Origin of the sequence: Streptomyces sp. BE20, assembly GCF_036322525.1 — a bacterium.
In the GTDB taxonomy this organism is placed as follows: domain Bacteria; phylum Actinomycetota; class Actinomycetes; order Streptomycetales; family Streptomycetaceae; genus Kitasatospora.
In genome coordinates, this window is the sequence record NZ_JAQYWW010000928.1 from 14,568 (window position 1) to 36,771 (window position 22,204).

Here is a 22,204-nt window from a genome sequence, read left to right on the forward strand (position 1 = left end):
CCCGTCGCGCCGTTGCTCCGTCCCGCCGGGTGGGACCGGCCCCGGCCTGTGGGCGTCGGCCGGTTCTCTGGCGGTCCTCTCCGGACCCGTGCGGTTCCTCCGTGCGGCCCCTCCGTGCGGTTCGGCGGAGAAGTCGGGCGGAGGCCGGTGAACCGTCCGGCCCCCGCCGCCCGTTGATCACAGTGGCGGCACCGCCACCGGAGCTCGTTCCCCCCGTGCGGGCACCGGTAGCCACCGCTCCGGCGGGGCAGCAGTCCCTTGCGCGGGACTGCTGCCCCGCCCGGGGGACCGTCAGGTCTGCTCCCGCCCGTCCCGACCGGTCCGCCGGCGGGTGAACCGGGTGTGACGGACCGTCCGTAGTCACTGCTGAGCGGCCGAACTCCCGGCTCCCGCGCCCCGGCGGGTGTCGGGCCCCTGCGGCGGCCCGGTGTTCCCCCTTGTGGGAGGGCGGACACCGGGCCGCCGGTCCTCGGGCCCGCCGACCGGTCCGTTCCCGGCGGTGGAGAGCTCCGGCCGTCCGTGCCCGTCCGAGCCCAGGAGAGTCCCGATGGCCAGACACCGGCTCAGCCGCCGGCGGCGGATCACGTTAGCCGCGACGGCCCTCGCCGCCGGCAGCGCGCTGATCCTCGCGCCGCGCGACGCGCCCGCCGCGGCCACCGCCACCGACCCGGTCGGCCTCAACGCCGCCCACGCCTACCTCGGTTGGGGCGACGCGCCGGACCCGGTCGCGGTCATGAAGGCCACCGGTCTGCGCCAGTTCGCCCTCTCCTACGTGCTCGCCGGAGGTTCCGGCTGCGAGCCGCGCTGGGACGGCTCCCGACCGCTCACCGGCGGCTCCGACGAGGCCGCGATCAAGCGCATCCGCGCCGCCGGCGGCGAGGTGCTCGCCGCGTTCGGCGGCTGGGACGGCGCGAAGCTGGGCGAAGGCTGCGGCACCGCCGCCGAACTCGCCGCCGCCTACCAGAAGGTGGTCGACGCCTACGCGCTCAAGGCGGTCGACATCGACGTGGAGTCCACCGAGCTGACCGACCCGGCGGTGCGGCGGCGGATCGTCGAGGCGCTGCGGACGCTCAAGGCGAAGAACCCCGGCCTGCTCGTCTACGTCACCTTCCAGACCGAGCAGAAGGGACCCGACGCGGACGGCGCCGACCTGATCGCGCTCGCCGCCAAGTCCGGTCTGGTGGTGGACGGCTGGACCGCGCTGCCGTTCGACTTCGCCGGTCGGGAGAGTGACCTGCCCGCCGTGGTCCGGCAGTCCGTCACCGGCCTCCAGCGCGCCGTCGCCACCGCGTACGGGTGGGCGGACGACCAGGCCTGGCGACACGTCGGCCTGGTCGCGATGAACGGCCGCACCGACCAGCAGGGGGAGCAGCTCACGGTGGCCGGCCTCCGCACCGTCCGGGAGTTCGCCGCCACCCACCACCTGGCCCGCCTCGGCCTCTGGGCGGTCAACCGTGACCGGCCCTGCCCGGCCGACGCCCCCGCCGGTCCGACCTGCAGCGGTGTGAAGCAGGCGGCGTACGACTTCACGCGCGTGGTCGCCGGGTACCACACGGACTCGGTACCCGGGGACGTGGGCGGCCCCTGCCGCATCCCCCTGCCGTCGATCCCGCCGCTGGCCGTCCCGTCCGGCTCGGCGTCGGGTTCGCCGTCGAATTCACCGGCCGCCGGACGGTCGGTCTGCCCGACCCCGACCCCGACCACCACCGTGACGCCGACGCCGACCCCCACGGCGACCTCGACGCCCACGTCCGGCGGGTCCCCGTCCGGCACGCCGAGCGCGAGCCCGACGTCCGCGAGCCCGACGTCCGCGGCCCCGGTACCCGGCTCGGCCGTCCCCCCGGCGGTCCCGCCGGCCACCACCGGCGCCGCCCCGGTGCCCGGTGCCGGCGCCGACACCCCGGGCCCGGTGGCCGTGGCCGCACCCGCTCCGGCCCCCGCCCCGGGCGGCTCGCTCGCCGCCACCGGCGCGAGCGGCGTCACCGACACCCTGCTCACCACCTCCGGGGCGCTGCTGTTCCTCGGCGGCGCCATCGGTCTGGTCGGAACCCGTCGCCGCGACCCCGAGGGCACTCCGGCCGGCGGCCCGACCCCGCCCTCGGCCGCCTGACGCCACACCGCACCGGCCCCGTCCGGCGCTCCCGTCGTCCCGGGAGCGCCGGACGGGGCCGGCGGCCGTTCTGGTCGCCGACCGACGCCGGGCGGCGCAGGGCGGTCACCCGCCCCGCGGGGACCCCGGGGACCCGGGGGGTCACCACCCGAGGAGGTAGGCCCCCCGCCGCAGGCCGGCCAGCACGGCTCCGGCCGTCTCCTCCGCCGTCCCCCTGCCACCCTCGCTCCGGTGCGCGCTCGCGCCCCCGTTCAGCACCACGTAGTGCAGCGCCGCCCCCGTCGCCCGGCTCTCCCGGCGGAAGGAGTCCAGCGCCGTCGGCGCGACCGAGCCCTCCACCACCACCTGGTAGCCGCCCGAGGCGAAGGCGAAGGCGGCCTGCGCGGCCGCCGCGAGTGCGGTCACGTTCTGCCGCCGGGCCTCCGGCAGGTGCGGCGCGACGTACCCCTGCCGGACCGCCCGCTGGAAGTCCTCCGCGCGCAGGTGGACGCTCGGGTACAGCGCGTCCGCGACCAGCGGGGCGACCGCACCGATCCCGGCCCCGGCGGCCGGGTCGGAGAGGACGACCACGCTGCCCGCTCCCCGTCCGCCTCCGAGCTCGGGCCCACCTACGGTCGTACGGTTCACAGCTGCTGATCCCTTCACGGGCGGGGAAGGACGGGGAGCCGGGGCGGGACGGCCGGAGCGCGCGGGCCGGCCCGACGCGGAACACAGGCGGGCCGAACCCGGCAAAGCGGACAGCCGACCGCCTCGTCCCCACGAGTGACTGCTGTCGGAGATCAACCTAGTCCACCGCGCGGCCCCGAGTCCTCCCCCTCCCGATACCTCCCGCCGGTCCTCCCCGCGCTCCTCACGCCTGCCCTTCCGGACCTCGCCTCCGGGGCCCTTCGCGCTACTCCGCCACCTGAAGGACGATCGGGTTGGTCAGCGCCGCCATCGGGCCCCACGGCAGGTCCGGCCCCATGGAATTGCCCTTCCCCGGGGTCCCGTCGGCCCTGGGGCGCCGGACCTCCGCCCGGACGAACGCCGCCAGCGAGGCCGTCGTCCGCCAGACCACCGTGCCCGCGCCGTCGGCCGGCAACGACTCCTGGTGCAGCTGGCCCTCGTCGGTCAGGAACCGCACCGTGCCGTTCGGCACTCCCGCGACCGCGAGCCGGACGTCCACCGGCGCGTCCGCCGGGACGGTCAGCTCCTCGCCGATGCCCGCCTGCCGGCCGTTCCCGGTGGCGGTGAACTCCAACTGGACGGTTGCCGATTCGGCCAGCCAGCTGCGCCCGGACCGGATCCCGTCGAGGACGTCGTCCCGGGTCAGGTCCTCGGCCAGGACGACCGTGTGCGGCGAGCCGATCACCTGCGGCGCGCTGTGCGCGTCGCTGTTGCCGACCGCGGGAAGCCAGGACCGGCCCTGCCGCAGCGCCACCGCCAGCTGGGCGTCCCAGTCGTCCACCGCCGACTCGTCGTCGTACGTCCACGGGCCGTTCCACACCTCGACGGCGTCGGCGTCCTCGTACCCGAACTTCCACTGGCAGGCGACGTACGGGCAGAACGGGTGCGCCGGCACCACGAGGCCGCCCTGCCGCCGCACCTGCCGGGCGAAGCGGGGGAACACCTCGTCGCGGGAGCGGTACCGCCAGTCGACGAACCGGCCCGGCTCCAGGCCCAGCGCCAGCCAGTGGCCGTTCCGGGTGGTGACCTCCTCGCCGAGCATGATCAGCAGGTCCGGCCCGGCGAGCGGACCCCAGACACCGTGGGCGGAGGTGGTGTTGTGGTCGGTGGAGACGAGGAAGTCCAGCCCGGCGGCCCGGGCACCGGCCGCCACCTCGGCGGGCAGCCGCCGTCCGTCGGAGTGCACGGTGTGCAGGTGGCAGTCGCCCCGGTACCAGGCCCGCCCGCGCCCCCGCGCCCGCTCCGGCGGGTACGAGGGGGTGAACACGCCCCCCGGGGCCCCGGAGCGGAGGGTCACGTCGACCCGGTACTCCAGTCCCTGGGGTGCCACCTGGTACGGGCCGAGCACGACGTGCCACCGCCCGGGCCGGACCGGTCCCGGCAGGTAGCCGGGGGTCGCCTGCTCGCGGCTCACCGAGAACTCCGTCCGGAACCCGCCCGACCAGCCGCGGAAGCCGCGCCCGCCGAGGTCCGTGCCGCGCTCGTCGAAGAGCCCGATGTCGCAGGAGTTCCCCGGAGTGCCGGCTGGAACGGTCGGCTTGTCGTACCGGTAGGCGACGGCGACCTCCCGCACCCCCGCCGGCACGTCGAACGGCAGGTAGACGAAGTCGGGGGCCCCGGTCGGCAGCCGTCCGGTGAGCGTGATCGTCCGGTCCGCCGCTCCGGGCGTTCCCTCCTCCGCGCGGGCGGCGCCGGCACCCGCCGCACCGAGTGCCCCGGCCGCGCCGGCCGCCCCGGCCGCGAGCAGCCCGCGCCGGCCCAGTAACCCCTTCTCGCCGTGCACATCCTCCGCCATCAGATCCTCCGACTCGCCCGGGACGTTTTCCGCCTCCTACCCGCGCTCCCGCCCGCCCCGGTGAACCACGGGTGAGCCGGACCTCACGTTCACGCGGCAGCCCCGTGAAGGTCGCCCGGGTTGCGCGGACTGACGATCAGTCTCTTCATGGGACGTGGATCATCTGAACATCAGACAGCCCGGGAGGCTCCCCATGTCAGTCAGCCGGCGGACCCTCCTGGCGGTCGCGGCCGGCAGCGCGCTGGCCGCGTGCCGGCCCTCCACCGCGCGTCCGCCGACCCCGCCCGGCCCTCCCACCCCTCCACCGACCGCCTCACCCACGCCCACCCCCGCGCCCACATCCGCGCCCGCAGAGACGCCCACGCCCACCCCCACCGCGGCAGCCGCCTCCGCCCCGGCGGCCATCCCCGTCCCGCTCCCCACCCGCACCACCGTCACCACCCGCTACGCCGAGGCCGCTCCCACCGACTGGGGCCTCGACGTCCCCGGCGTCCTGAGCGCGCTCCCCGACGGCGAGCGCGCCATCGCCCTCACCTTCGACGCCTGCGGCGGACCCGGCGGCTCCGGCTACGACGCCGGGCTGATCGAGGCCCTCCGCACCCACGACGTCCCCGCCACCCTCTTCCTCAACGCCCGCTGGATCGACGCCAACCCGGCGGCCTTCGAGGACCTCGCCGCCGACCCCCTCTTCGAGATCGCCAACCACGGCACCGCCCACCGCCCCCTGTCCGTCACCGGCCGCTCCGCCTACGGCATCCTCGGCACCGGCGACGCGGGCGAGGTCTACGACGAGATCTCCGGGAACCTCGAAAAGCTCACCGCGCTGCTCGGACGGCCACCCCGCTACTTCCGCGCGGGCACCGCCCACTACGACGACGTCGCCACCCGCATCGCCGCCGACCTCGCCCAGCCCGTCGCGGGCTTCACCACCAACGCGGACGGCGGAGCCACCCTCACCGCCACCCAGGTCCACCGCGAACTCCTCGACGCCCCGCCCGGCGCCATCGTCATCGCCCACATGAACCACCCCACCGCCGGCACCGCCCGCGGCCTCGCCACCGCCCTCCCCACCCTCCTCGCCACCGGCCGGACCTTCACCCGCCTCTCCGACGCCTTCCACTGATTCCACCGAGCGCTGCTCCGACAAAGCAGATGTCGGCGGTTCGAACCGCTCGTACGCGTGTGAGGAAGGGCCGGGCGCGCCTCCACCGGGGCGCTGCTGTCGTCCGGTGCGTGAGGTTTCGCGCTCGGGGTGTCGAGAACCGGCGTGCTCAGGCCGGTCGGCTCTCGCCGGCGGCCGCCGCCCCGGTGGCGCGGGCGGTGGAGACCGGGAGGGCCGCGGCCACCCGGAAGCCCGGACCGTACGGGGCCGCACTCAGCAGGCCGCCGAAGAGGGCGACCCGCTCGCGCAGCCCGAGCAGCCCGTGCCCGGTCGACAGCTCCCGCTGCGCGCCCGGGGGCTGCCCGGCGCCGTCGTCGACGACCTCGATGATCAGCGACTCGTCCCAGGTGATCCGCACGACCGCCCGGGTGCCCGGTCCGGCGTGCTTGGTGATGTTGGTGGCCGCCTCCTGGACGAGGCGGTAGGCGGTCTGGCCGACGCTGTCGTCGATCCGCAGCGGCGTACCGCGCGTCTCCAGGGAGATCTGGACGCCGGCCCTGCGGATGTCCGCCAGGAGCCGGTCCAGGTCCCCCAGGCCGTGGGTGTTGCCCTCCTCGGCCGGGGTCTCCGAGGTGCGGAGCAGCCGCAGCATGTGCCGGAGCTCGGCCATCGTGGACCTCCCGAGGTCCTCGATGTGCTCGAAGGCCTCACCGCGCGCCGGGTCCTCGAACGCCGTGACCCGGCCCGTCTCGGCCCGCATCACCATCACCGCGACGGCGTTGGCGACGATGTCGTGCAGCTCCCGGGCGATCCGCACCCGTTCCTGGGTGACCCGCCGGCGGACCTCGGCGACCTCCTGCTGTTGACGCTCCGCAGCCCTCCTCGCCGCCCGGCTCCACCGGGCGAGCCACCAGACCGCGAGGGTGATCGGCAGGTAGAAGGCGATGTTCGCGACCAGCACCGGGAGCGTGGACGACCCGCCGTAGAAGGCCACGGTGGAGTAGATCGCCAGCGACAGCGGCACGAAGGCGAGGGCGAGCGCCGGCAGGGCGACGGACCGCCGGCACTGCTCGGAGACGGTGTAGAGGGCGATCAGCAGGCCGAAACACGGCGTGTAGTCGAAGACGTGGGCGATCGAGAGCAGGTTGGCGCCGGTGGCGATCACCCACACGGCGCCGAACGTGACCACCGGGCGGTGGCGGCGCAGGAGCAGCGCCGCCCCCTCGGCGGCGGCGAGCAGCAGCATCCACAGCCGCTGCTCCCACGTCGTGGAGGGGACGATCAGGGTGCCGAAGTAGAACAGTTCCGGGAAGAGGGCGACGAGCGCCAGCGCGGCGTCCTGCAGCCGGACGGAGCGCACGCCCCGGGCGTCCCCCGTCCGGCCCTGCGGCGTGGTCATCGCGCCCACGGTCCGGTCAGGGGCAGGGCGAGCACGTGCGGCTGCTGCAGCATGTCCTCTCCCCGTACTCCCGGGCGCCGGAGGAGACGTCGCCGTCGGCCGTGAGGGCGTCGAGCCACCACTTCTCCGGCGGGGCGAGACCTTCCGGGCGCACCACGCCGAAGCCGAGCTCGGCGTAGACCGCCCACTGGTCGCCCTGGTGGCGGACGAGGCCCTCGGCGAGCCGGGCCGGCGAGACCCGTTCGACGTGGACGCCGAACCGCGAAGGGCTGATCAGGCTGAGCACGGCCGCCGCCGCGGTGATCCCGTCCCCGTTGACCGCCGACAGGCTCAGCCCGCCGGACAGGACGACCTGGGAGTCCTTCCCGTCTCCGGGTGACCGGGATATTCGCACGAGATATCTCTTCCAGGGGCTGGCGAGTGCCTCGGGAGGATCCGGCACCAGCACGGTCTCCGCGCTGGTCAGGATCCCGTGGGCCAGCGGTTTGCCGAGCTCACCGCCCCGTTGGGCAGGGTGCACGGTGACGGCGACCGCGGGCGCATCGGTAGTGGGCTTTGTACTCATCGTAACGCCTCGGCATCGGACGGGCCCGCCCTGGGGGTGCGGGCGACTACCTCCACAGTCGCCCCGCCCGTGTCCCGGGAGCATGAGCCCGAGGCCCCACCCGGGCCCCGGTTCGCTCGGCGGCCGGGGTGTGCCGGGTCGCTCCGGCGGAGTCGGCCGGGGCGGCCGACCCGGGGTCAGCGGGGGGTGGGTCGGGCGAGGAGTTGGAGGAGGCCGACGAGAGCGACGCCGGCGACGATCTCGCGGCGGTCGATCATCCCCTGGACGCGGTCGAGCGGGATCCACGCGATCCGGTCCGCCTCGTGGGTGTCGACGGGCGGTCCGGTGTGGACGGCGCCGCGGGCGAGGAAGACGTGGTGCCGGGCGTTGCTCATCCCGCCGACGGGATGGGTGTAGCCGAGGGGCTCCACCGAGGCCGGCCGCCACCCGGTCTCCTCCTCGGCCTCCCGGACGGCGGCGGCCTCGGGGCTCTCGCCGGGCTCGACGATGCCGCAGGGGATCTCCCAGCCCCAGGTGTCCGTGGTGAACCGGTGGCGCCAGATCATCAGGACCTCGTCGCGCTCGTTCAGGACGACGGCTGCCGCGACCGGCGCCCACTTCACCAGGTGGTGCTCGTAGCGGGGCATCCCCTCCGGCTCGACGTCCACCAGGTCGAGTTCCACCCAGGGGCTGGAGTAGACGGTGCGGCTGCCATGGACGGTCCACTCGCTGCTCACGGGTACCTCTGTTCGGGACGGGACGGTCCGCGCCATCCTGCCAGAGGCGCCGGGCGGGGCCCCGCCTACGCCTCCGGCAGGACGGTGATGGCGGTGGCGAGGAGGCCCCGGTCGACGCGCCAGCGGCCCGCGAGGGTGGGGAGCGGCGAGGGGACGAGGAGGGTGGCGTCGAAGGTGCCGTCCGGGCGGAGGGTGAGCTCGGCCTCGGAGAAGTCGAGGAAGCGGTGGGTGAGGGGGAACCAGGTCTTGTAGACCGACTCCTTGGCACTGAACAGGATGCGGTCCCAGGGGACGTCGGGGTGGGCGGCGGTGAGGGCCGTGTTGCGGCGCTGCTCGGCGGGCAGGGCGATGGCGTCGAGGACGCCCTCGGGCAGCGGCAGGGCGGGTTCGGCGTCGATGCCGACGGAGACGACGTCACCGGCCCTGGCCACCGCGGCGGCGCGGAAGCCGGCGCAGTGGGTGAGGGAGCCGATGACGCCGTCGGGCCAGCTCGGCGCGCCGCGCAGGCCGGGGACCAGCGGGCGGTACGGGACGCCGAGCCGGCCGAGGGCCAGGCGGGCGCAGTGACGGACGGTGGTGAACTCGCGGCGGCGGGAGTCGACGGCGCGGGCGACGACCTCGGCCTCGGCCGGTTCGAGCCGGGCCTCGGCCGGGTCGTCGTAGGCCGTCTCGACGACGACGGACGCGGGCAGGAGTTCGCCGATCACTGGTCCCCCTCAAGAAGTTGCTGGCCGGACGAGGGTAACGCGGGGCTACTCGAAGGCGGCGGCCGCCTCCCGCAGTGCCCCGGCGACGGTCTCCGGGTCGTACGGGGCGGGTTCGCCGGGCAGGTAGGTGACGGCGCGCAGGCCCCCGCTGTACCGGAACGAGCGGTGGCGCTCGTACAGCGGCCAGGAGACGGGGGACTTGCGGTCGACGCCGACGCTGATGCCCTGGAACGGGGCCATGCCGATGAGCTGGTGGACGGGGCCCAGCCGGCCGGTCTCGATCCCGTCGACGAGGACGCGGAACTCCCACCTCAGGTCGGCGACGGCCGTGGCCTCGACGGTGACCAGCCGGGCGCCGGGGGCGAGCGGGCCGGCGTCGGCCTCGGTGAGGTCGCCGTACTGGTTGTAGGCGAGGCGGAGCCGGCTGTCCTCGACGTAGAGGCTGTAGCCGCCGCCCTGGTCGCCGTGGGAGACGAGCACGCCCTCGTCCTCGGGGCCGTGGCGGTCCAGCTCGACCTCGATCGCGAAGGAGCGGAAGGAGATCAGCCGGGAGGAGCGGTAGCGCTCCAGTTCGGGGGTGCCCGCGAGCAGCCGGACCGGGCGGCGGAGGCGGGCGTCGTCGGGGTGCCGCAGGGCGAGGGCGCCGCTGCCGTCGGCGAGGGGGAAGACGCCGTTGCGCCGTGCGGCGGTCTCCCAGGCGGCGGCGAGTTCCTTCACCACGTCCGGGTGGCGGTCGGCGACGTCGTGGATCTCGGTCGGGTCGGTGCGCAGGTCGTGGAGCGCCCACTCGCCGTCGTCGTAGGGGGTGCCGGGGCGGTGCAGGGTGACGAGCTTCCAGCCGTCGCGGTAGTAGCTGCGGTTGCCGGTCATCTCGCAGTACTGCTCGTGGTGGGTGGAGCCGGCGGTCGCCTCCCGCAGGACGGGGGCGAAGCTGACGCCGTCGAGGGACTGGACGGGCCGGCCGGTGCGGTCCGACGGGCGTTCCACGCCCGCGAGTTCGAGCAGGGTGGGGAGGATGTCCGTGACGTACTGGTACTGGGGGCGGACGCCGCTGTCGCCGTCGGCGCGGGGCAGGCCGGCGGGCCAGGAGAGGACGAACGGGACGCGGACACCGCCCGCGTGGGTCTGGCCCTTGTAGAGGCGGAACGGCGTGTTGGAGGCCATGCCCCAGCCGCGCGGGTAGTGGACCAGCGACTGCGGGCCGCCGATCAGGTCGATCTCGCGCCGGACGTCGGGGTTCCAGTCCGCCGGCAGGTTCGGATGGTGGACGAAGCGGCTGAAGTAGCTGCGGGTGCCCTCGGCGCCGCCCTCGCCGGTGCCGCCGTTGTCGGAGGTGAACACCACGATGGTGTTGTCGAGTTCGCCGAGTTCGGCCAGGGTGCCGAGGAGTCGCCCGAGGTTCTGGTCGACGTTGTCGACCATCGCCGCGTACACCTCCATGTAGCGGGCGTACAACGTCTGCTGGACCTCGGTGAGTTCGTTCCACGGGCCGACCTCGTACCCGGCCTCGGAGTTGCGGTCGGGCAGGTCGGTGCCGGGCGGGAAGTGGCCGGCGGCGAGCTGGCGGGCGAACCGGGCGGTGCGCAGCTCGTCCCAGCCCTCGTCGTAGCGGCCCCGGTGCCGGGCGAGGTCCTCGGGCTTGGCCTGGAGCGGGCCGTGCACGGCGTTGTGGGCGAGGTAGAGGAAGAACGGCTTGTCGGCGTCGTGGGCGCGCAGCGAGGTGACCATGGAGATGGCCCGGTCGGTGATGTCGTCGGTGTAGTAGTAGCCGTCCGGCAGCTCGTCGATGTCCAACGGGCTGTTGTCGCGCACGAGTTGGTGCGGGTGGAAGAGGCTGGTGAGCCCCTCCAGGACGCCGTAGTACTGGTCGAAGCCCTTCTGCAGCGGCCAGTTGGCGCGGTTGTCGGCGGCGTTGGAGGCGGAGTCCCGGGTGAGGTGCCACTTGCCGACGGCGTAGGTGGCGTAGCCGGCGTCGTGCAGCAGTTCGGCGAGGGTGGGGATGTCGCCGGCCACCTCCATGCCGTAGCCGGGGAAGCCGGGGTCGGCGTTGGCGACGAAGGAGTAGCCGACCCGGTGCGGGTTGAGGCCCGTGAGCAGCGCGGCGCGGGCGGGCGAGCAGAGCGGCATGGTGTGGTAGTTGGCCAGCTTGACGCCGCTCTCGGCCAGGGCGTCCAGGGTGGGGGTGGGGATCTCGGCGCCGAACGGGCCGATGTCGCTGTAGCCCATGTCGTCGACGAGGACGACGACGATGTTGGGCGCGCCCTCGCGGGGGCGGACCCGGTCGGGCCAGGCGGCGGTGGACTCGCGGAAGGTGCGGCCGACGGTACCGGGGAAGCCCGCGTAGGGGTCCCGGTGGTGGGGGTCGGCGGCGTCCGGGCCCGTGGCGTCCGTGGTGTCCGCGGGCCGGTGGTCGGGCGTGCTGCTCATGCGGTGCTCCGGGCGGTGAGGGGGGTCGGCGCCGCCAGCTGCGGTACGGCGGAGAGGAGTTCGGCGGTGTAGGGGTGTTCCGGCGCCGTGACGACGCGGTCGGCCGGTCCGGTCTCGACGATCCGGCCCCGGTGCATCACGGCGATCCGGTGGCTCACCTGCCGGACCACGGCGAGGTCGTGGGCGATGAAGAGGATGGCGAGGCCGAGTTCGCGCTGGAGCCGGGCGAGCAGTTCGATCACCTGGGCCTGGACCGAGACGTCCAGCGCGGAGACCGGCTCGTCGCAGATCAGCACGCTGGGTTCGGGGGCCAACGCCCGCGCGATGCCGATGCGTTGACGCTGTCCTCCGGAGAAGGCGCGCGGGTGGCGGTCGGCGGTGGTCGGGTCGAGGCCGACCTGCTCCAGCAGTTCGGTCACCCGCTTCTCGCGCGCGGCCCGGTCGCCGTAGCCGTGGGCGATCAGCGGTTCGGCGACGATCTGCCCGGCGGTCATCCGCGGATTGAGCGACGCGTACGGGTCCTGGAACACCATCTGGAGTTCACGCCTGGCGGCACGCTCGCCGCCGCGCCCGAACTCCTGGCCCCGGAATCGGATCTCGCCCCCGCTCGGCGCGTGCACCTGGACCAGGGCGCGGGCCAGTGTGGACTTGCCGGAGCCGGACTCGCCGACCAGGCCGAGGGTCTCGCCGGGGTGCAGCACCAGGTCCACGCCGTCCAGGGCGGTGACGGCGCGCCTGCGCGAGCCGTACGTCTTGCGCAGGCCGCTGACGGCGAGGAGCGGCTCGGCGCCGGGGGTGCTGTTGGCGGCGGCCCCGGAGGGCGCGTCGAGCCTCGGGACGGCGGCCAGCAGCTGCTTGGTGTACGGGTGTTGCGGTGCGCCCAGGACGTCGGACGTCTCCCCGGACTCCACCACCCGGCCGTGCCGCATCACCAGCAGCCGGCGGCAGGTCTGGGCGATGACCCCGAGGTCGTGGCTGATCACCACCAGCGCGGTGCCGGTCTCCCGGTTGATCCGGGTGAGCAGGCGGAGGATCTGCTGCTGGACGGTCGGGTCGAGTGCGGTGGTGGGCTCGTCGGCGACCAGGACCTCGGCGTCGTTGGCGAGCGCGAGGGCGATCATGATGCGCTGGCGCTGGCCGCCGGAGAACTGGTGCGGGTGGTCGCGCAGCCGGTCGGCGGCACCGGGGATGCCGACCAGGTCCAGCAACTCGACTGCCCGGGTGGATCGTTCGGCCCGGTCTGCGGTGCCGTGGGCGCGCAGTGCCTCGTCGAGTTGGCGGCCGACGGTGAGTACCGGGTTGAGCGAGGACATCGGGTCCTGGAAGATCATCGCGATCCGCCGGCCGCGCAGCGCGCGCAGGGCCGGTTCGGGCAGGGCGGCGAGGTCCTGCCCGGCCAGCTCGACCGAGCCGCCGGTGATCCGGCCGCCGGCCGGCAGCATCCGCAGCAGCGCCAGCGCGGTGGTGGACTTGCCGGAGCCGGACTCGCCGACCAGGCCGAGGGTGTCCCCGGCGGCCAGCTCGAAGCCGACCCCGTCGACGGCGGTCACCGCGCCGGCGGTTCCGGCGCCGGGGCCGAAGGTGACCGTCAGGTCGCGGACCCGGAGGACGGTGCGGGCGGCGGAACCGGGGGAACCGGCGGCGGTTCCGGCGGCTCCGGTGCTTCCGGTGGCGTCGGTGGGCCCCGCGTCGCCGGGGTGGGCGTCGGTGGCGCCGGGCACGACGCGGGTGTCCCGGACAGGGCTGCTCATCGGCGGATCCCCCGGTTCAGGGCCTCGGCGATCAGCGTGAAGCCGAGCACCAGCGCGGTGGTGGCGGCCAGCGGGGCCGCCGCGAAGGTCGGATGGGTGGAGAGGTAGCCGACGGACTGGCTGAGGATGGAGCCGAGGGTCGGCTCCGGCGGGCGGACGCCGAGCCCGAGGAAGCTCATCGCACCCTCGATGAAGACGCCGATGGAGAGGGCGACGGCGGTCTGCACGATCAGCGGGTCGACCGCGTTGGGCACGACGTGCCGCAGCAGCACCCGCCGCCGGGTGGCGCCGCCGACCCGCGCGGCGAGCGCGTACTCGCGCTCCCGCTGGACCAGGATGCCGGAGCGCAGCTGCCGCCCGAAGCCGGGGATCTCGGCGAGCGCGATGACGATGAACACCGGCCAGCGGCCCGGCCCGAGCACGGCGGTGACGGCGAGCGCCAGGATGATGCCGGGGAAGGCGAGCACCAGGTCGAAGGAGCGCTGGACGGCGACGTCCGCCCACCGGTGGGAGGCGGCGAGCAGGGCGAGCGAGCAGCCCAGCAGCGCGCCGACCGGGACGGCGCCGAAGGTCAGCGCCAGGTCGGTGGTGATGCCGTGCAGGACCCGGCTGAAGAGGTCCCGTCCCAGGTCGTCGGTGCCGAACGGGTGCTCGGCGCTCGGCCCGGCGAGGGCGAGGGCGCTCTGCGCGTTCGGGTCGAGGTCGGTGAGCAGCGGGGCGAGCAGGCCGGCGAGGGCGACCACGCCGACCAGGGCGAGGCCGGTCAGGCCGCGTCCGGTGAGCAGCCCGGCGAGGTAGCGGTTGCGGCGCCGCGCCGGCGGCGGGGCCGGGGCGGTCGGTGACGGGGCGGGGGCGGTCAGGGCGGTCATCGGTTACTCCCACCGGATCCGGGGGTCCAGCCAGGCGTACGCCAGGTCGGTGAGCAGCTGGACGGCGACGTAGACGGCGACGATCAGCAGCAGGAGGTCCTGCACGACGGGGTAGTCGCGGCGGATGACGCCCTGCTCGATCAGCTGGCCGAGTCCGGGCCAGGCGAAGATCCGCTCCACCAGCACCGCGCCGGCGACGAGGTGGCCGACCTGGAGGCCGAGCACGGTGACGGCGGAGGGCAGCGCGTTGGGCAGGGCGTGCAGCCAGACGATGCGGCGCCGGGAGACGCCGACGGCGGTGGCGGTGCGGACGTAGTCCTCGGCGAGGGCCCGTTCGATGCCGTCCTTGAGGTAGCGGGCGAGGACGGCGGCGCTCGGCAGCGCGAGGCAGACGGCCGGCATCAGCAGGTACTGGAGGGCGAGGTCGGGGGCGTCGAGGAACGACTCGTGGCCGCCGGCGGGCAGCAGGCCGAGGGTGACCGCGAACAGCAGCACCAGCAGCACGCCGGTGACGAACGGCGGGACGGCCAGGACGGCGGTGGTGAAGGCGTGGACGGCGGCGGCGACCGGCCGTCGGCGGGCGGTGGCGCCCAGGACACCCAGCGGCAGGGCCAGCAGGACGACCAGGAGGAGGGCGCCGAGGGTGAGTTGGACGGTGGCGGCGATGCCGTTGCCGATCAGGTCGGAGACCTGGCCGCCGATCGCGTAGCTGGGCCCGAGATCGCCGCTCAGCAGGTTGCCGATCCAGGTCAGGTACTGGCCGACGAGCGGTTCGTCCAGGCCGAGTTGGGCGCGGATGGCGGCGACGGCCTGGGGTCCGGCGTCCGGTCCGGCCAGGGTGGTGGCCGGGTCGCCGGGGATGAGGCGGAGGATGAGGAAGACGAGGAAGGAGGCGAGGAGCAGGACGAGCAGCCCGGAGGGCAGCCGCTTGAGGAGGAAGGTTCGCATCGGTCGGGCCGTCCGTCAGGCCGTCAGGTAGGCGTCGTCGAGGTTGAGGTAGCCGAACTTGTTGAGGGTGGCGCCGCGGACCTTGCTGCCGGCGACCTCGGTCAGGCCGGCGATGGCGAGGTCGATCACGAACTGCTCGTCCAGCAGGACGTCGGTGATCTGCTGGTAGAGCGCCTTGGCCTCGGGGCTGTCGCTGTCGGGCCGCTTCCACGCCTTCTGCACGATCTCGGTGTAGGCGGGGGAGGAGAAGTGCGAGCTGTTCTTGGCCTCGTTGAACGGGTAGGCGCTGACCGCCAGGGTGGCGGGGTGGAGCTGGGCGAAGCCGTGGCTGAGCGTCCAGAGGGCGGGCATGGTCTGCGAGATGAGCTGCTTCTGCATGGTCGGCGAGTCGGTGGGCTGCAGCACGGTCTCGATACCGACCTGCTTGAGGTCGTACTGCAGGATCTGCGCGATGGCCGTGTTGCCGGGGTCGTTGGAGTGCGCGAAGGGCAGGGTGATGCCCGTCAGGCCGGCCTCCTTGAGCAACTGGCGTGCCTTTTCCGGGTCGTGGCGGTAGCGGCCGGCGGCGGCCTCGCTGTACGCGGGGGAGGACTTGGGCCAGGGGGTGGAGGACACGGTGCCGTAGCCGCCGAGCGCCTGCTGGACCAGCCGGTCGCGGTCGACGGCCCAGGCGATGGCCTGGCGGACCCGCTTGTCGGAGACGTGCTCACCGGTCACGTTGGCGCCGATGTAGTGGGCGCCGGCGCCGGTGTCGTACGAGGTGATCCGGAACTGCGGGTCCGTCTTGAGGGTGGCGACGTCCTTGCCGCGGATGCTGTAGGAGAGGTGCGTCTGGCCGGTCTTGAGGGAGGAGAGCAGCGACTCGGCCTGCGGGACGATCCTGATCTCGACGCCGTCGAGGTAGGGACGGCCCGGGTTCCAGTACTTCTCGTTGCGGGCGAAGGTGATCGAGCTGCCCGGCTTGCGGTCGGTGAAGGTGTACGGGCCGGTGCCGATCAGCTTCGTCCCGGCGAAGGCCTCCTCGACGCTGGCCGAGTCCGGGATGATCATGAACTCGAAGAGGTCGAAGATGTTGCTCACCGGGTGCGCGAGGGTGAGGGTGAGCTCGAAGTCGCCGTTCTTGCGGAAGTCGGTGACGGCGGCGGCGGTGGAGCGCAGCTGGGCCGAACGGACCGGGTTCTGGAGGTTCTTGACCGCGAAGACCACGTCGTCGGCGGTGAACTTGCGGCCGCTGTGGAAGAGCACGTCGTCGCGCAGCTTCAGCGTGACGGAGGTGCCGTCCGGGGAGACCTGCCAGGAGGTGGCCAGTTCGGGCTGCGGCTGGAGCCGGTCGTCGTACCTGGTCAGGGTGTTGAAGACCAGGCGCTGGACGAGGGTGTTGGCGCTCTGGGCGAAGAGCAGGGCCGGGGTGAAGTCGACACCGGCGCCGACCGTGAGGACGCCGCCCCGGCGAGGGCTCGCCGCGTCGCCCGCGGGGGCGGTGGCGGTGTCGGCCGCCGAACGGCAGGCGGCGAGCGTCAGCAGGCCGGCGCCGGCCAGGCCGCCACGGAGCAGGGTCCGGCGGGAGAGCCCGGAGGCGGACGGAGCGGGGAAGACGGGCATGGGCGGAAGTCCTTTGCGGTGAAGAAGGGTCGGCGGGCGACGGTCGGCGGGCGGGGCGGTGGGCGACGGGGCGTGGTCGGCGGGCGACGGTCGGGGGACGGTGCGGGCCCGCCGGCGGTCAGCCGAGCCGGACCGGGACGGCCGGCGGGGCCTCGGCCGCCGCCGCCATGGCGTGCAGCGGCCGGGCGTAGAGGGCGGCGAGCGCTGCCGCCCCCGCCGCCACGGCCAGCACGTCGGCCCCGCGCTGCTGGGCGATCAGCAGGTCGGCGTCCCGGCGAAGGTGCGAGCGGAGCGCGAACTCCTCCCGCACCACGTCCAGGTAGGCCTTGTCCAGCAGGGCGAAGGTCTCGGTCAGGACCAGCAGGTCCGGATTGACCACGTCGGCGAGCAGTGCCAGCGCGCGTCCGACGGTCGCGGCCCGGCGCCGGACCAGCTTGTCGGCGCGCGGGTCGCCCGCCAGTACGGCGGCGGTGAACTCGGTGCGGTCCGGTTTGCGGGTGATGCCTTCGGCGGCCGCCGCCTCGAAGAGCGTGGTGTCCGAGGCGGCGACCGCCAGACAGCCGGTGCGGCCGCAGTGGCAGAGTTCGTCGCTGTCCGCCACGGGGAGGTGGGCGACGTCCCCGGTCGGGGACTGCGGTCCGACGTGCACGGTGCCGGCCACCGCGAGCGCGGCGTCCACCACGTGGCCGACGAACAGGTGCACCATGGAGCGGCGGGCCGCGGGGTGCCCGAACAGGATTTCCGCCTGGGCCAGCGCCCGGGCGTGGTTGTCCACCTGGACGGGCAGGCCGGAGGCCTTCGCCAACAGCTCGCCGAGCGGCAGGTCCCGCCAGCCGAGGGGTTCGTGACGGACCATCATTCCGCGTTCCCGGTCCACCGCGCCGCCGGTCACCGCGCCCAGGCCGACCGGCGTCCGGCCGTCCGGCACGGCGGCCAGCAGCCGGGGCAGCCGCTCCAGCAGCGGTCGGAGCACCGCGTGGCCGGTGCGGCCCCGGTTGCTCAACTCCTGGCGGTACAGCACGTTTCCGCGTAGGTCGAGGAAGGCGAAGGTGGTGTACGGAACACCGATGTGCAGGCCGGCGACGGCGAGCCGGCCGGTGTCGACGTCCACCGGGAGCTGCGGGCGGCCCACCGTCCCGGCGCCGCCGCCCGCCAGTTCGGGCCGCTCGCGGAGCAGCCCGAACCGGGAGAGGTCGACCACCTGCCGGGACACCGCGGCCGGACTGAGTCCGGTGAGCGCGGCGACCCGGCTGCGGGCGACCGGACCGTGGTCCAGCACCGCCCGCAGCACGGCCGCGGCGTTGACGTCCCGCCGCTCGTCCCCGGTGCGGGGCTTCTCGGCCGGGGGCGGGGATGCGGTGAACATCGGCGGTCCTTCGGGGCGTCGGGGGCGATGGGTGCCGGGGCGGTGGGCGGTCCGGCGAATCCGGCGGTCTGCCCGGGTGGCGCGGTGTCGCGCCCCCCCGGCCCCGCGTCGGGTTCGCAGGGCCGGGGCGGGGCCGGCGGGGTCAGCCGCGGGCTGCGGCCTCCAGTTCCTCGGCCGGCACCAGACCGGCCACCTTCGGCGGGTCGGCGGGCTCCAGCAGCCGGCTCGGCACCCCGTCCACGCCGACCGGCAGGTCGCCGTCCAGGGTGATCCGGCGGACCAGGCGCGGCTCGTCGCCGTAGTCGTTGACCGCGTAGTGCTGGGTGGCCCGGTTGTCCCAGATGACGACGTCACCGACCTGCCAGTCCCAGCGGACGGTGTTCTCCAGGCGCTCCACGTACCGCTGGAAGAGCGTGATCAGGGCCCGGCTGTCGGCGCCCGAGACGCCCTGGATCCGCTGCGCGAACGCGCCCAGGAGCAGGGTCTTCTCACCGGTCACCGGGTGCACCCGGACCAGCGGGTGCTCGGTCTTGAACGCGGTCGAGACGAACACCTGACGGAACAGGTTGGCGATCTCGGCGTTGTCCGCGAGCTCCGGGCGGAGGGCCAGGCTGGCCGCGTAGTCGTAGTCGTTGGTGTGGACGGCGCGCAGCGACTCGGCCAGCACCTTCAGCGGCTCCGGCAGGTCCTCGTACGCGGCGACCGTGTTGGCCCACACGGTCGATCCGCCGGCCGGCGGGAGCTCCAGCGAGCGCAGGATCGACGCCTTCGGGTAGGACGGGACGAAGGTGACGTCGGTGTGCCAGTTGTTGGCGCGCACGCCCTTGGTGGCGTCCAGCTCGAAGATGTAGCGGCCGTCCGCGCTGGGGACGGTCGGGTGGCCGACCGGGTGGCCCAGCAGGCGGGCGAACGCCTCGTGCTCGGCGTCGTCCAGGTGCTGCTGGCCGCGGAAGAACAGGACCTTGTGCGCGTAGAGCGCGGCCTCGATGGCGGCGACGGTCTCGGTGGGCAGGTCGCCGCCGAGGCGGACGTCGTTCACGATCGCGCCGATCCGGCCGGCGGCCGGGGTGAGGTCGAGCTCGGTGATCTGGTTCTGGGCAACGCTCATGACGGTTCCTCAGCTCTCGTGGGGAGGCGGGGTGGAGGGGAGTGGGAGGCCGCTTCGACGGCGTGCCGCGGTGCGCCGGGGCGTGACGGCGGCAGGGCCGGTCGCGGGCAGGCGGAACGGGAAGCGGGTGACGTGGGTGCGGCGGTGTGCGGGCCGGCCGCGGCCGGACGGGCACAGCGGGGCGGCGCGCCACCCCGGGTGCGGGTGCGGGTGCGCCGGTCCGGGGACGCGGTCGGCGCGGCCCGGACGGGTGTCAGCGGGCGAGCGCTCCGCGACAACAGCGGCGGCGACACGGGCCCCGGCGGGCGGGGCCGTGCTCGGCACGGTCAACGGTGCTCATCGGCCCTCCTTCCGGGCGTTTCGAGTGGCTCGGCGCTCATGGTGCTGAAGGCGCGGCCTCCCTGTCAATCGTCCGTTCTGCCTGGTGGACAGGGGTGTTGCGGCGCTGTGGCGCGGTGTTGCGGCCGATGTCGGGGTGATGTCGGGGGTGCGACGGCGGAGTGTTCCCGCCTGTCGGGGGAGTATCGGGATTACTAACTTTCGCAGCGGAAGAAACCCCGGAGGAGGCCCGCACGCATGCGAAAGGCCCGCCCGGAGCAGCTCCGGACGGGCCCGCGTCGCCCCGTGTCACGTCAGGAAGCCCGCGACCTCGGCCGTGAACAGTTCGGCGTCGTCGAGCCACGGGTAGTGCCCGGCCTTCGGCTGCACGGCCAGTCGGCCGGTCCGCCGCGCCCGGAGGCGATCGCCTCCAGCGCCGCGTACGCCTCGGCGAACCACGGCTCGCCCCGGTGGAGCCGGGCGGTCTCGCGCACCGGGTCCCCGCCGGTGCGGGGGAGCCGGCCCCGTCAGGCGCCGAGCAGGCGGGCGAAGTCGAGCCCGAGGCTGCCGAGCACGGGCAGTGCGCCGAGGTCGGTGACGGCGCCGACGGGGATGCTGTAGCCCTGGTTGACCTCCCGGTGCGCAGGGGCAGGCGCGTTCGCGGGCGCATTCACCGGAACCGGCACCGGCGCGGCGGCGGCCTGGCCGGCGGCCGTCCCGAGGAGCGCGGCGGCGCCGAGCAGCACGGCCAGGACGGTGGGGAGGGCGGTGGGGAGAGCGGTGCGCACGGGGGCCTCCGAGGACGCGTGGACGGTGCCGGGTCAACGAGCCGGGGGACCGTGCGGTCACGTGTCGTCCCCCCTTCGGCCGCGGTGGTAGAGCCCCCTGACCAGTGTTCATGGCGGCACGTCACATGTCTGTGCCGGCCGGGCCGGGCCTGCCTACCGTCCTCCGGCGCCGGCTCCGGGGCCTGCGGGAGCATCCCCCTCTCCGACCCGGTCACCGGCTCCACCCCGGGCTGAGCGGGCCCGCCGGCACCTGCCGGCCCGGCCGTCCCTCCCTGACAGGGTGCAGGGGCGGACGGCCGGATTCCTTGCACGGTGGCGGTGGTCCGGGAGCCCGGGGCGCGCGTAGCGTCCGGGGATCCGGGAACGGCGTGAGTGGAGGTCGGGGTCGTGGCGTCTGGCGTTGCGGGTGTGAACGGCGGGGTGTCGTTCTGGTGGCGGCAGCTGGGGGTGCCCGAGGCGCGGCCCGCGCTGCCCGGGGACCTCGACGTCGACGTGTGCGTGGTGGGCGGCGGGTACACGGGGCTGTGGACGGCGTACTACCTGAGGAAGGCCGACCCCGGGCTGCGGATCGCCGTACTGGAGGCGCGGTTCTGCGGGTACGGCGCGTCGGGGCGCAACGGCGGGTGGCTCTACAACGGGTTCGCCGGGCGCGGCGCGTTCGCCCGGCGGTACGGGCGGGAGCGGGCCGCGGCGATGCAGCGGGTGATGGACGCGGCCGTCGACGAGGTCGCGCGGACCCTGGCGGCGGAGGGCGTCGACGCCGACCTCGTCCGGGGCGGGGTGCTGGAGGTGGCCCGGACACCGGCCCAGCTGGCCCGGCTGCGGGCGTTCGCGGACGCGGAGGCCGCCTACGGACCGGGCCGTGTCGAGGAGTTGAGCGCGTCGGAGACCCGGGAGCGACTGCGGGTCGAGGGCGCGCTCGGCGGGGTGTGGAGCCCGCACGGCGCGCGCGTGCAGCCCGCCAAACTGGCTGCGGGGCTGGCGGCGGCCGTGGAGCGGCTGGGCGTGGCGGTGTACGAGGGAACCCCGGTCACCGAGATCCGGGGTGGCGACCGGCCGGCCGCCGTCACACCGCACGGCACCGTCACCGCCCGGTACGTGCTGCGCGCCACCGAGGGGTTCACCGCCGGGCTGGCCGGGGAGCGGCGCACCTGGCTGCCGATGAACTCGGCGATGATCGCCACCGAGCCGCTGCCGCCGTCGTTCTGGGCCGGGGCCGGCTGGGAGGGCCGCGAGGTGCTCGGGGACTTCGCCCACGCCTACATGTACGCGCAGCGCACCGCCGACGACCGGATCGCCCTCGGCGGGCGCGGCGTGCCCTACCGCTTCGGCTCGCGGACCGACACCGACGGCACCACGCAGGAGGCGACCGTCCGGCAGCTGCGTGAGGTCCTGGACGCCTTCTTCCCCGCCGCCCGGTCCGCCCGGATCGACCACGCCTGGGCGGGTGTGCTCGGCGTGCCCCGGGACTGGTGCGCCACCGTCGACCTGGACCGCCGCACCGGGCTCGGGTGGGCCGGCGGGTACGTCGGCAGCGGGGTGACCACCACCAACCTGGCCGGGCGGACCCTGTGCGACCTCGTCCTCGGCCGCGACACCGAGCTGACCCGGCTGCCCTGGGTCGGCCACACCGTCCGCCGCTGGGAGCCCGAGCCGCTGCGCTGGCTCGGCGTGCACGCCCTCTACGCGGTCTACCACGCCGCCGACCGTCAGGAGGCCGCCGGTCGTCCCACGACCTCCCCGCTGGCCCGCCTCGGCGACCTGGTCGCCGGCCGGTAGGCGGGGGCCGGCGGACCGGGGCGCGCGGCACCGGTCCCCGGGGGCCTCGGTGGCGGTCGCGGGCCGGGCGGGCGCGGACGGTCGGCCACGCCGGACGCGTCGCCCTCACCGGGGGTGCCGCCCGGCCCCGCCTCCTCCGCACCGAAGGCGCGGCGCACCGACGAGGGCGGCCGGAGTGTCGGGTGGGG

17 protein-coding genes are annotated in these 22,204 nt (G+C 74.9%); 3 read left to right on the forward strand and 14 right to left on the reverse strand.

Features of this window, described 5'->3' with window-relative positions; all coding sequences use genetic code 11:
* The first annotated feature begins 547 nt into the window (after positions 1–547).
* On the forward strand, positions 548–2,110 hold the full coding sequence (locus PUR61_RS21710; RefSeq protein ID WP_329880896.1) for a hypothetical protein: 1,563 nt from the start codon (positions 548–550) through the stop codon (positions 2,108–2,110).
* Between the two features lie 141 nt (positions 2,111–2,251).
* Here PUR61_RS21710 and PUR61_RS21715 read toward each other — a convergent pair whose 3' ends face one another.
* Both PUR61_RS21715 and PUR61_RS21720 read right to left on the reverse strand, forming a co-directional pair.
* Positions 2,252–2,737 (reverse strand): hypothetical protein, encoded by a 486-nt coding sequence (locus tag PUR61_RS21715; RefSeq protein WP_329880898.1) that lies wholly within the window; start codon positions 2,735–2,737, stop codon positions 2,252–2,254.
* A gap of 265 nt (positions 2,738–3,002) precedes the next feature.
* Positions 3,003–4,571, reverse strand: coding sequence for a CehA/McbA family metallohydrolase (locus PUR61_RS21720; RefSeq protein WP_329880899.1), 1,569 nt, complete (start codon positions 4,569–4,571; stop codon positions 3,003–3,005).
* Between the two features lie 193 nt (positions 4,572–4,764).
* Between PUR61_RS21720 and PUR61_RS21725 the strand changes: the two genes are divergently transcribed.
* On the forward strand, positions 4,765–5,694 hold the full coding sequence (locus PUR61_RS21725; RefSeq protein WP_329880901.1) for a polysaccharide deacetylase family protein: 930 nt from the start codon (positions 4,765–4,767) through the stop codon (positions 5,692–5,694).
* Positions 5,695–5,842: 148 nt separating this feature from the next.
* Here the strand turns inward: PUR61_RS21725 and PUR61_RS21730 are convergent, their stop codons facing one another.
* The 12 genes from PUR61_RS21730 to PUR61_RS21785 form a co-directional block, all read right to left on the reverse strand.
* Positions 5,843–7,072: a sensor histidine kinase gene (locus PUR61_RS21730; protein ID WP_329880903.1), complete on the reverse strand. Its 1,230-nt coding sequence runs from the start codon at positions 7,070–7,072 to the stop codon at positions 5,843–5,845.
* A 16-nt stretch (positions 7,073–7,088) separates the two neighbouring features.
* Positions 7,089–7,637, reverse strand: coding sequence for a hypothetical protein (locus tag PUR61_RS21735; protein WP_329880905.1), 549 nt, complete (start codon positions 7,635–7,637; stop codon positions 7,089–7,091).
* Between the two features lie 176 nt (positions 7,638–7,813).
* Positions 7,814–8,353, reverse strand: a complete 540-nt coding sequence (locus PUR61_RS21740; protein WP_329880907.1) for an NUDIX hydrolase — start codon at positions 8,351–8,353, stop codon at positions 7,814–7,816.
* Between the two features lie 65 nt (positions 8,354–8,418).
* Positions 8,419–9,060: a 4'-phosphopantetheinyl transferase family protein gene (locus tag PUR61_RS21745; RefSeq protein WP_329880909.1), complete on the reverse strand. Its 642-nt coding sequence runs from the start codon at positions 9,058–9,060 to the stop codon at positions 8,419–8,421.
* A 45-nt stretch (positions 9,061–9,105) separates the two neighbouring features.
* Entirely contained in the window at positions 9,106–11,487 is a 2,382-nt protein-coding gene (locus PUR61_RS21750; protein WP_329880911.1) for an arylsulfatase, read from the reverse strand.
* On the reverse strand, positions 11,484–13,238 hold the full coding sequence (locus PUR61_RS21755) for an ABC transporter ATP-binding protein (protein WP_329880913.1): 1,755 nt from the start codon (positions 13,236–13,238) through the stop codon (positions 11,484–11,486). The genes PUR61_RS21750 and PUR61_RS21755 overlap by 4 nt, the downstream gene beginning before the upstream one ends.
* A complete protein-coding gene (locus PUR61_RS21760) occupies positions 13,235–14,107 on the reverse strand; it encodes an ABC transporter permease (protein ID WP_329880915.1) in 873 nt (290 codons plus the stop codon). Before PUR61_RS21760 ends, PUR61_RS21755 begins: the two co-directional genes overlap by 4 nt.
* A 3-nt stretch (positions 14,108–14,110) precedes the next feature.
* The gene (locus PUR61_RS21765) at positions 14,111–15,055 is read right to left on the reverse strand and encodes an ABC transporter permease (protein ID WP_329880916.1); all 945 of its coding nucleotides are present in this window, start codon (positions 15,053–15,055) and stop codon (positions 14,111–14,113) included.
* 15 nt (positions 15,056–15,070) lie between these two features.
* The gene (locus PUR61_RS21770; protein WP_329880917.1) at positions 15,071–16,657 is read right to left on the reverse strand and encodes an ABC transporter substrate-binding protein; all 1,587 of its coding nucleotides are present in this window, start codon (positions 16,655–16,657) and stop codon (positions 15,071–15,073) included.
* 118 nt (positions 16,658–16,775) lie between these two features.
* Positions 16,776–18,023 (reverse strand): ROK family transcriptional regulator, encoded by a 1,248-nt coding sequence (locus PUR61_RS21775; protein WP_329880919.1) that lies wholly within the window; start codon positions 18,021–18,023, stop codon positions 16,776–16,778.
* Positions 18,024–18,165: 142 nt separating this feature from the next.
* Entirely contained in the window at positions 18,166–19,131 is a 966-nt protein-coding gene (locus tag PUR61_RS21780; RefSeq protein WP_329880920.1) for a TauD/TfdA dioxygenase family protein, read from the reverse strand.
* Between the two features lie 845 nt (positions 19,132–19,976).
* Complete coding sequence (locus PUR61_RS21785; protein WP_329880921.1) at positions 19,977–20,237, reverse strand: hypothetical protein; 261 nt, start codon at positions 20,235–20,237, stop codon at positions 19,977–19,979.
* 387 nt (positions 20,238–20,624) lie between these two features.
* Between PUR61_RS21785 and PUR61_RS21790 the strand changes: the two genes are divergently transcribed.
* Positions 20,625–22,016, forward strand: a complete 1,392-nt coding sequence (locus tag PUR61_RS21790) for an NAD(P)/FAD-dependent oxidoreductase (RefSeq protein ID WP_329880922.1) — start codon at positions 20,625–20,627, stop codon at positions 22,014–22,016.
* The last annotated feature ends 188 nt before the right edge of the window (positions 22,017–22,204 follow it).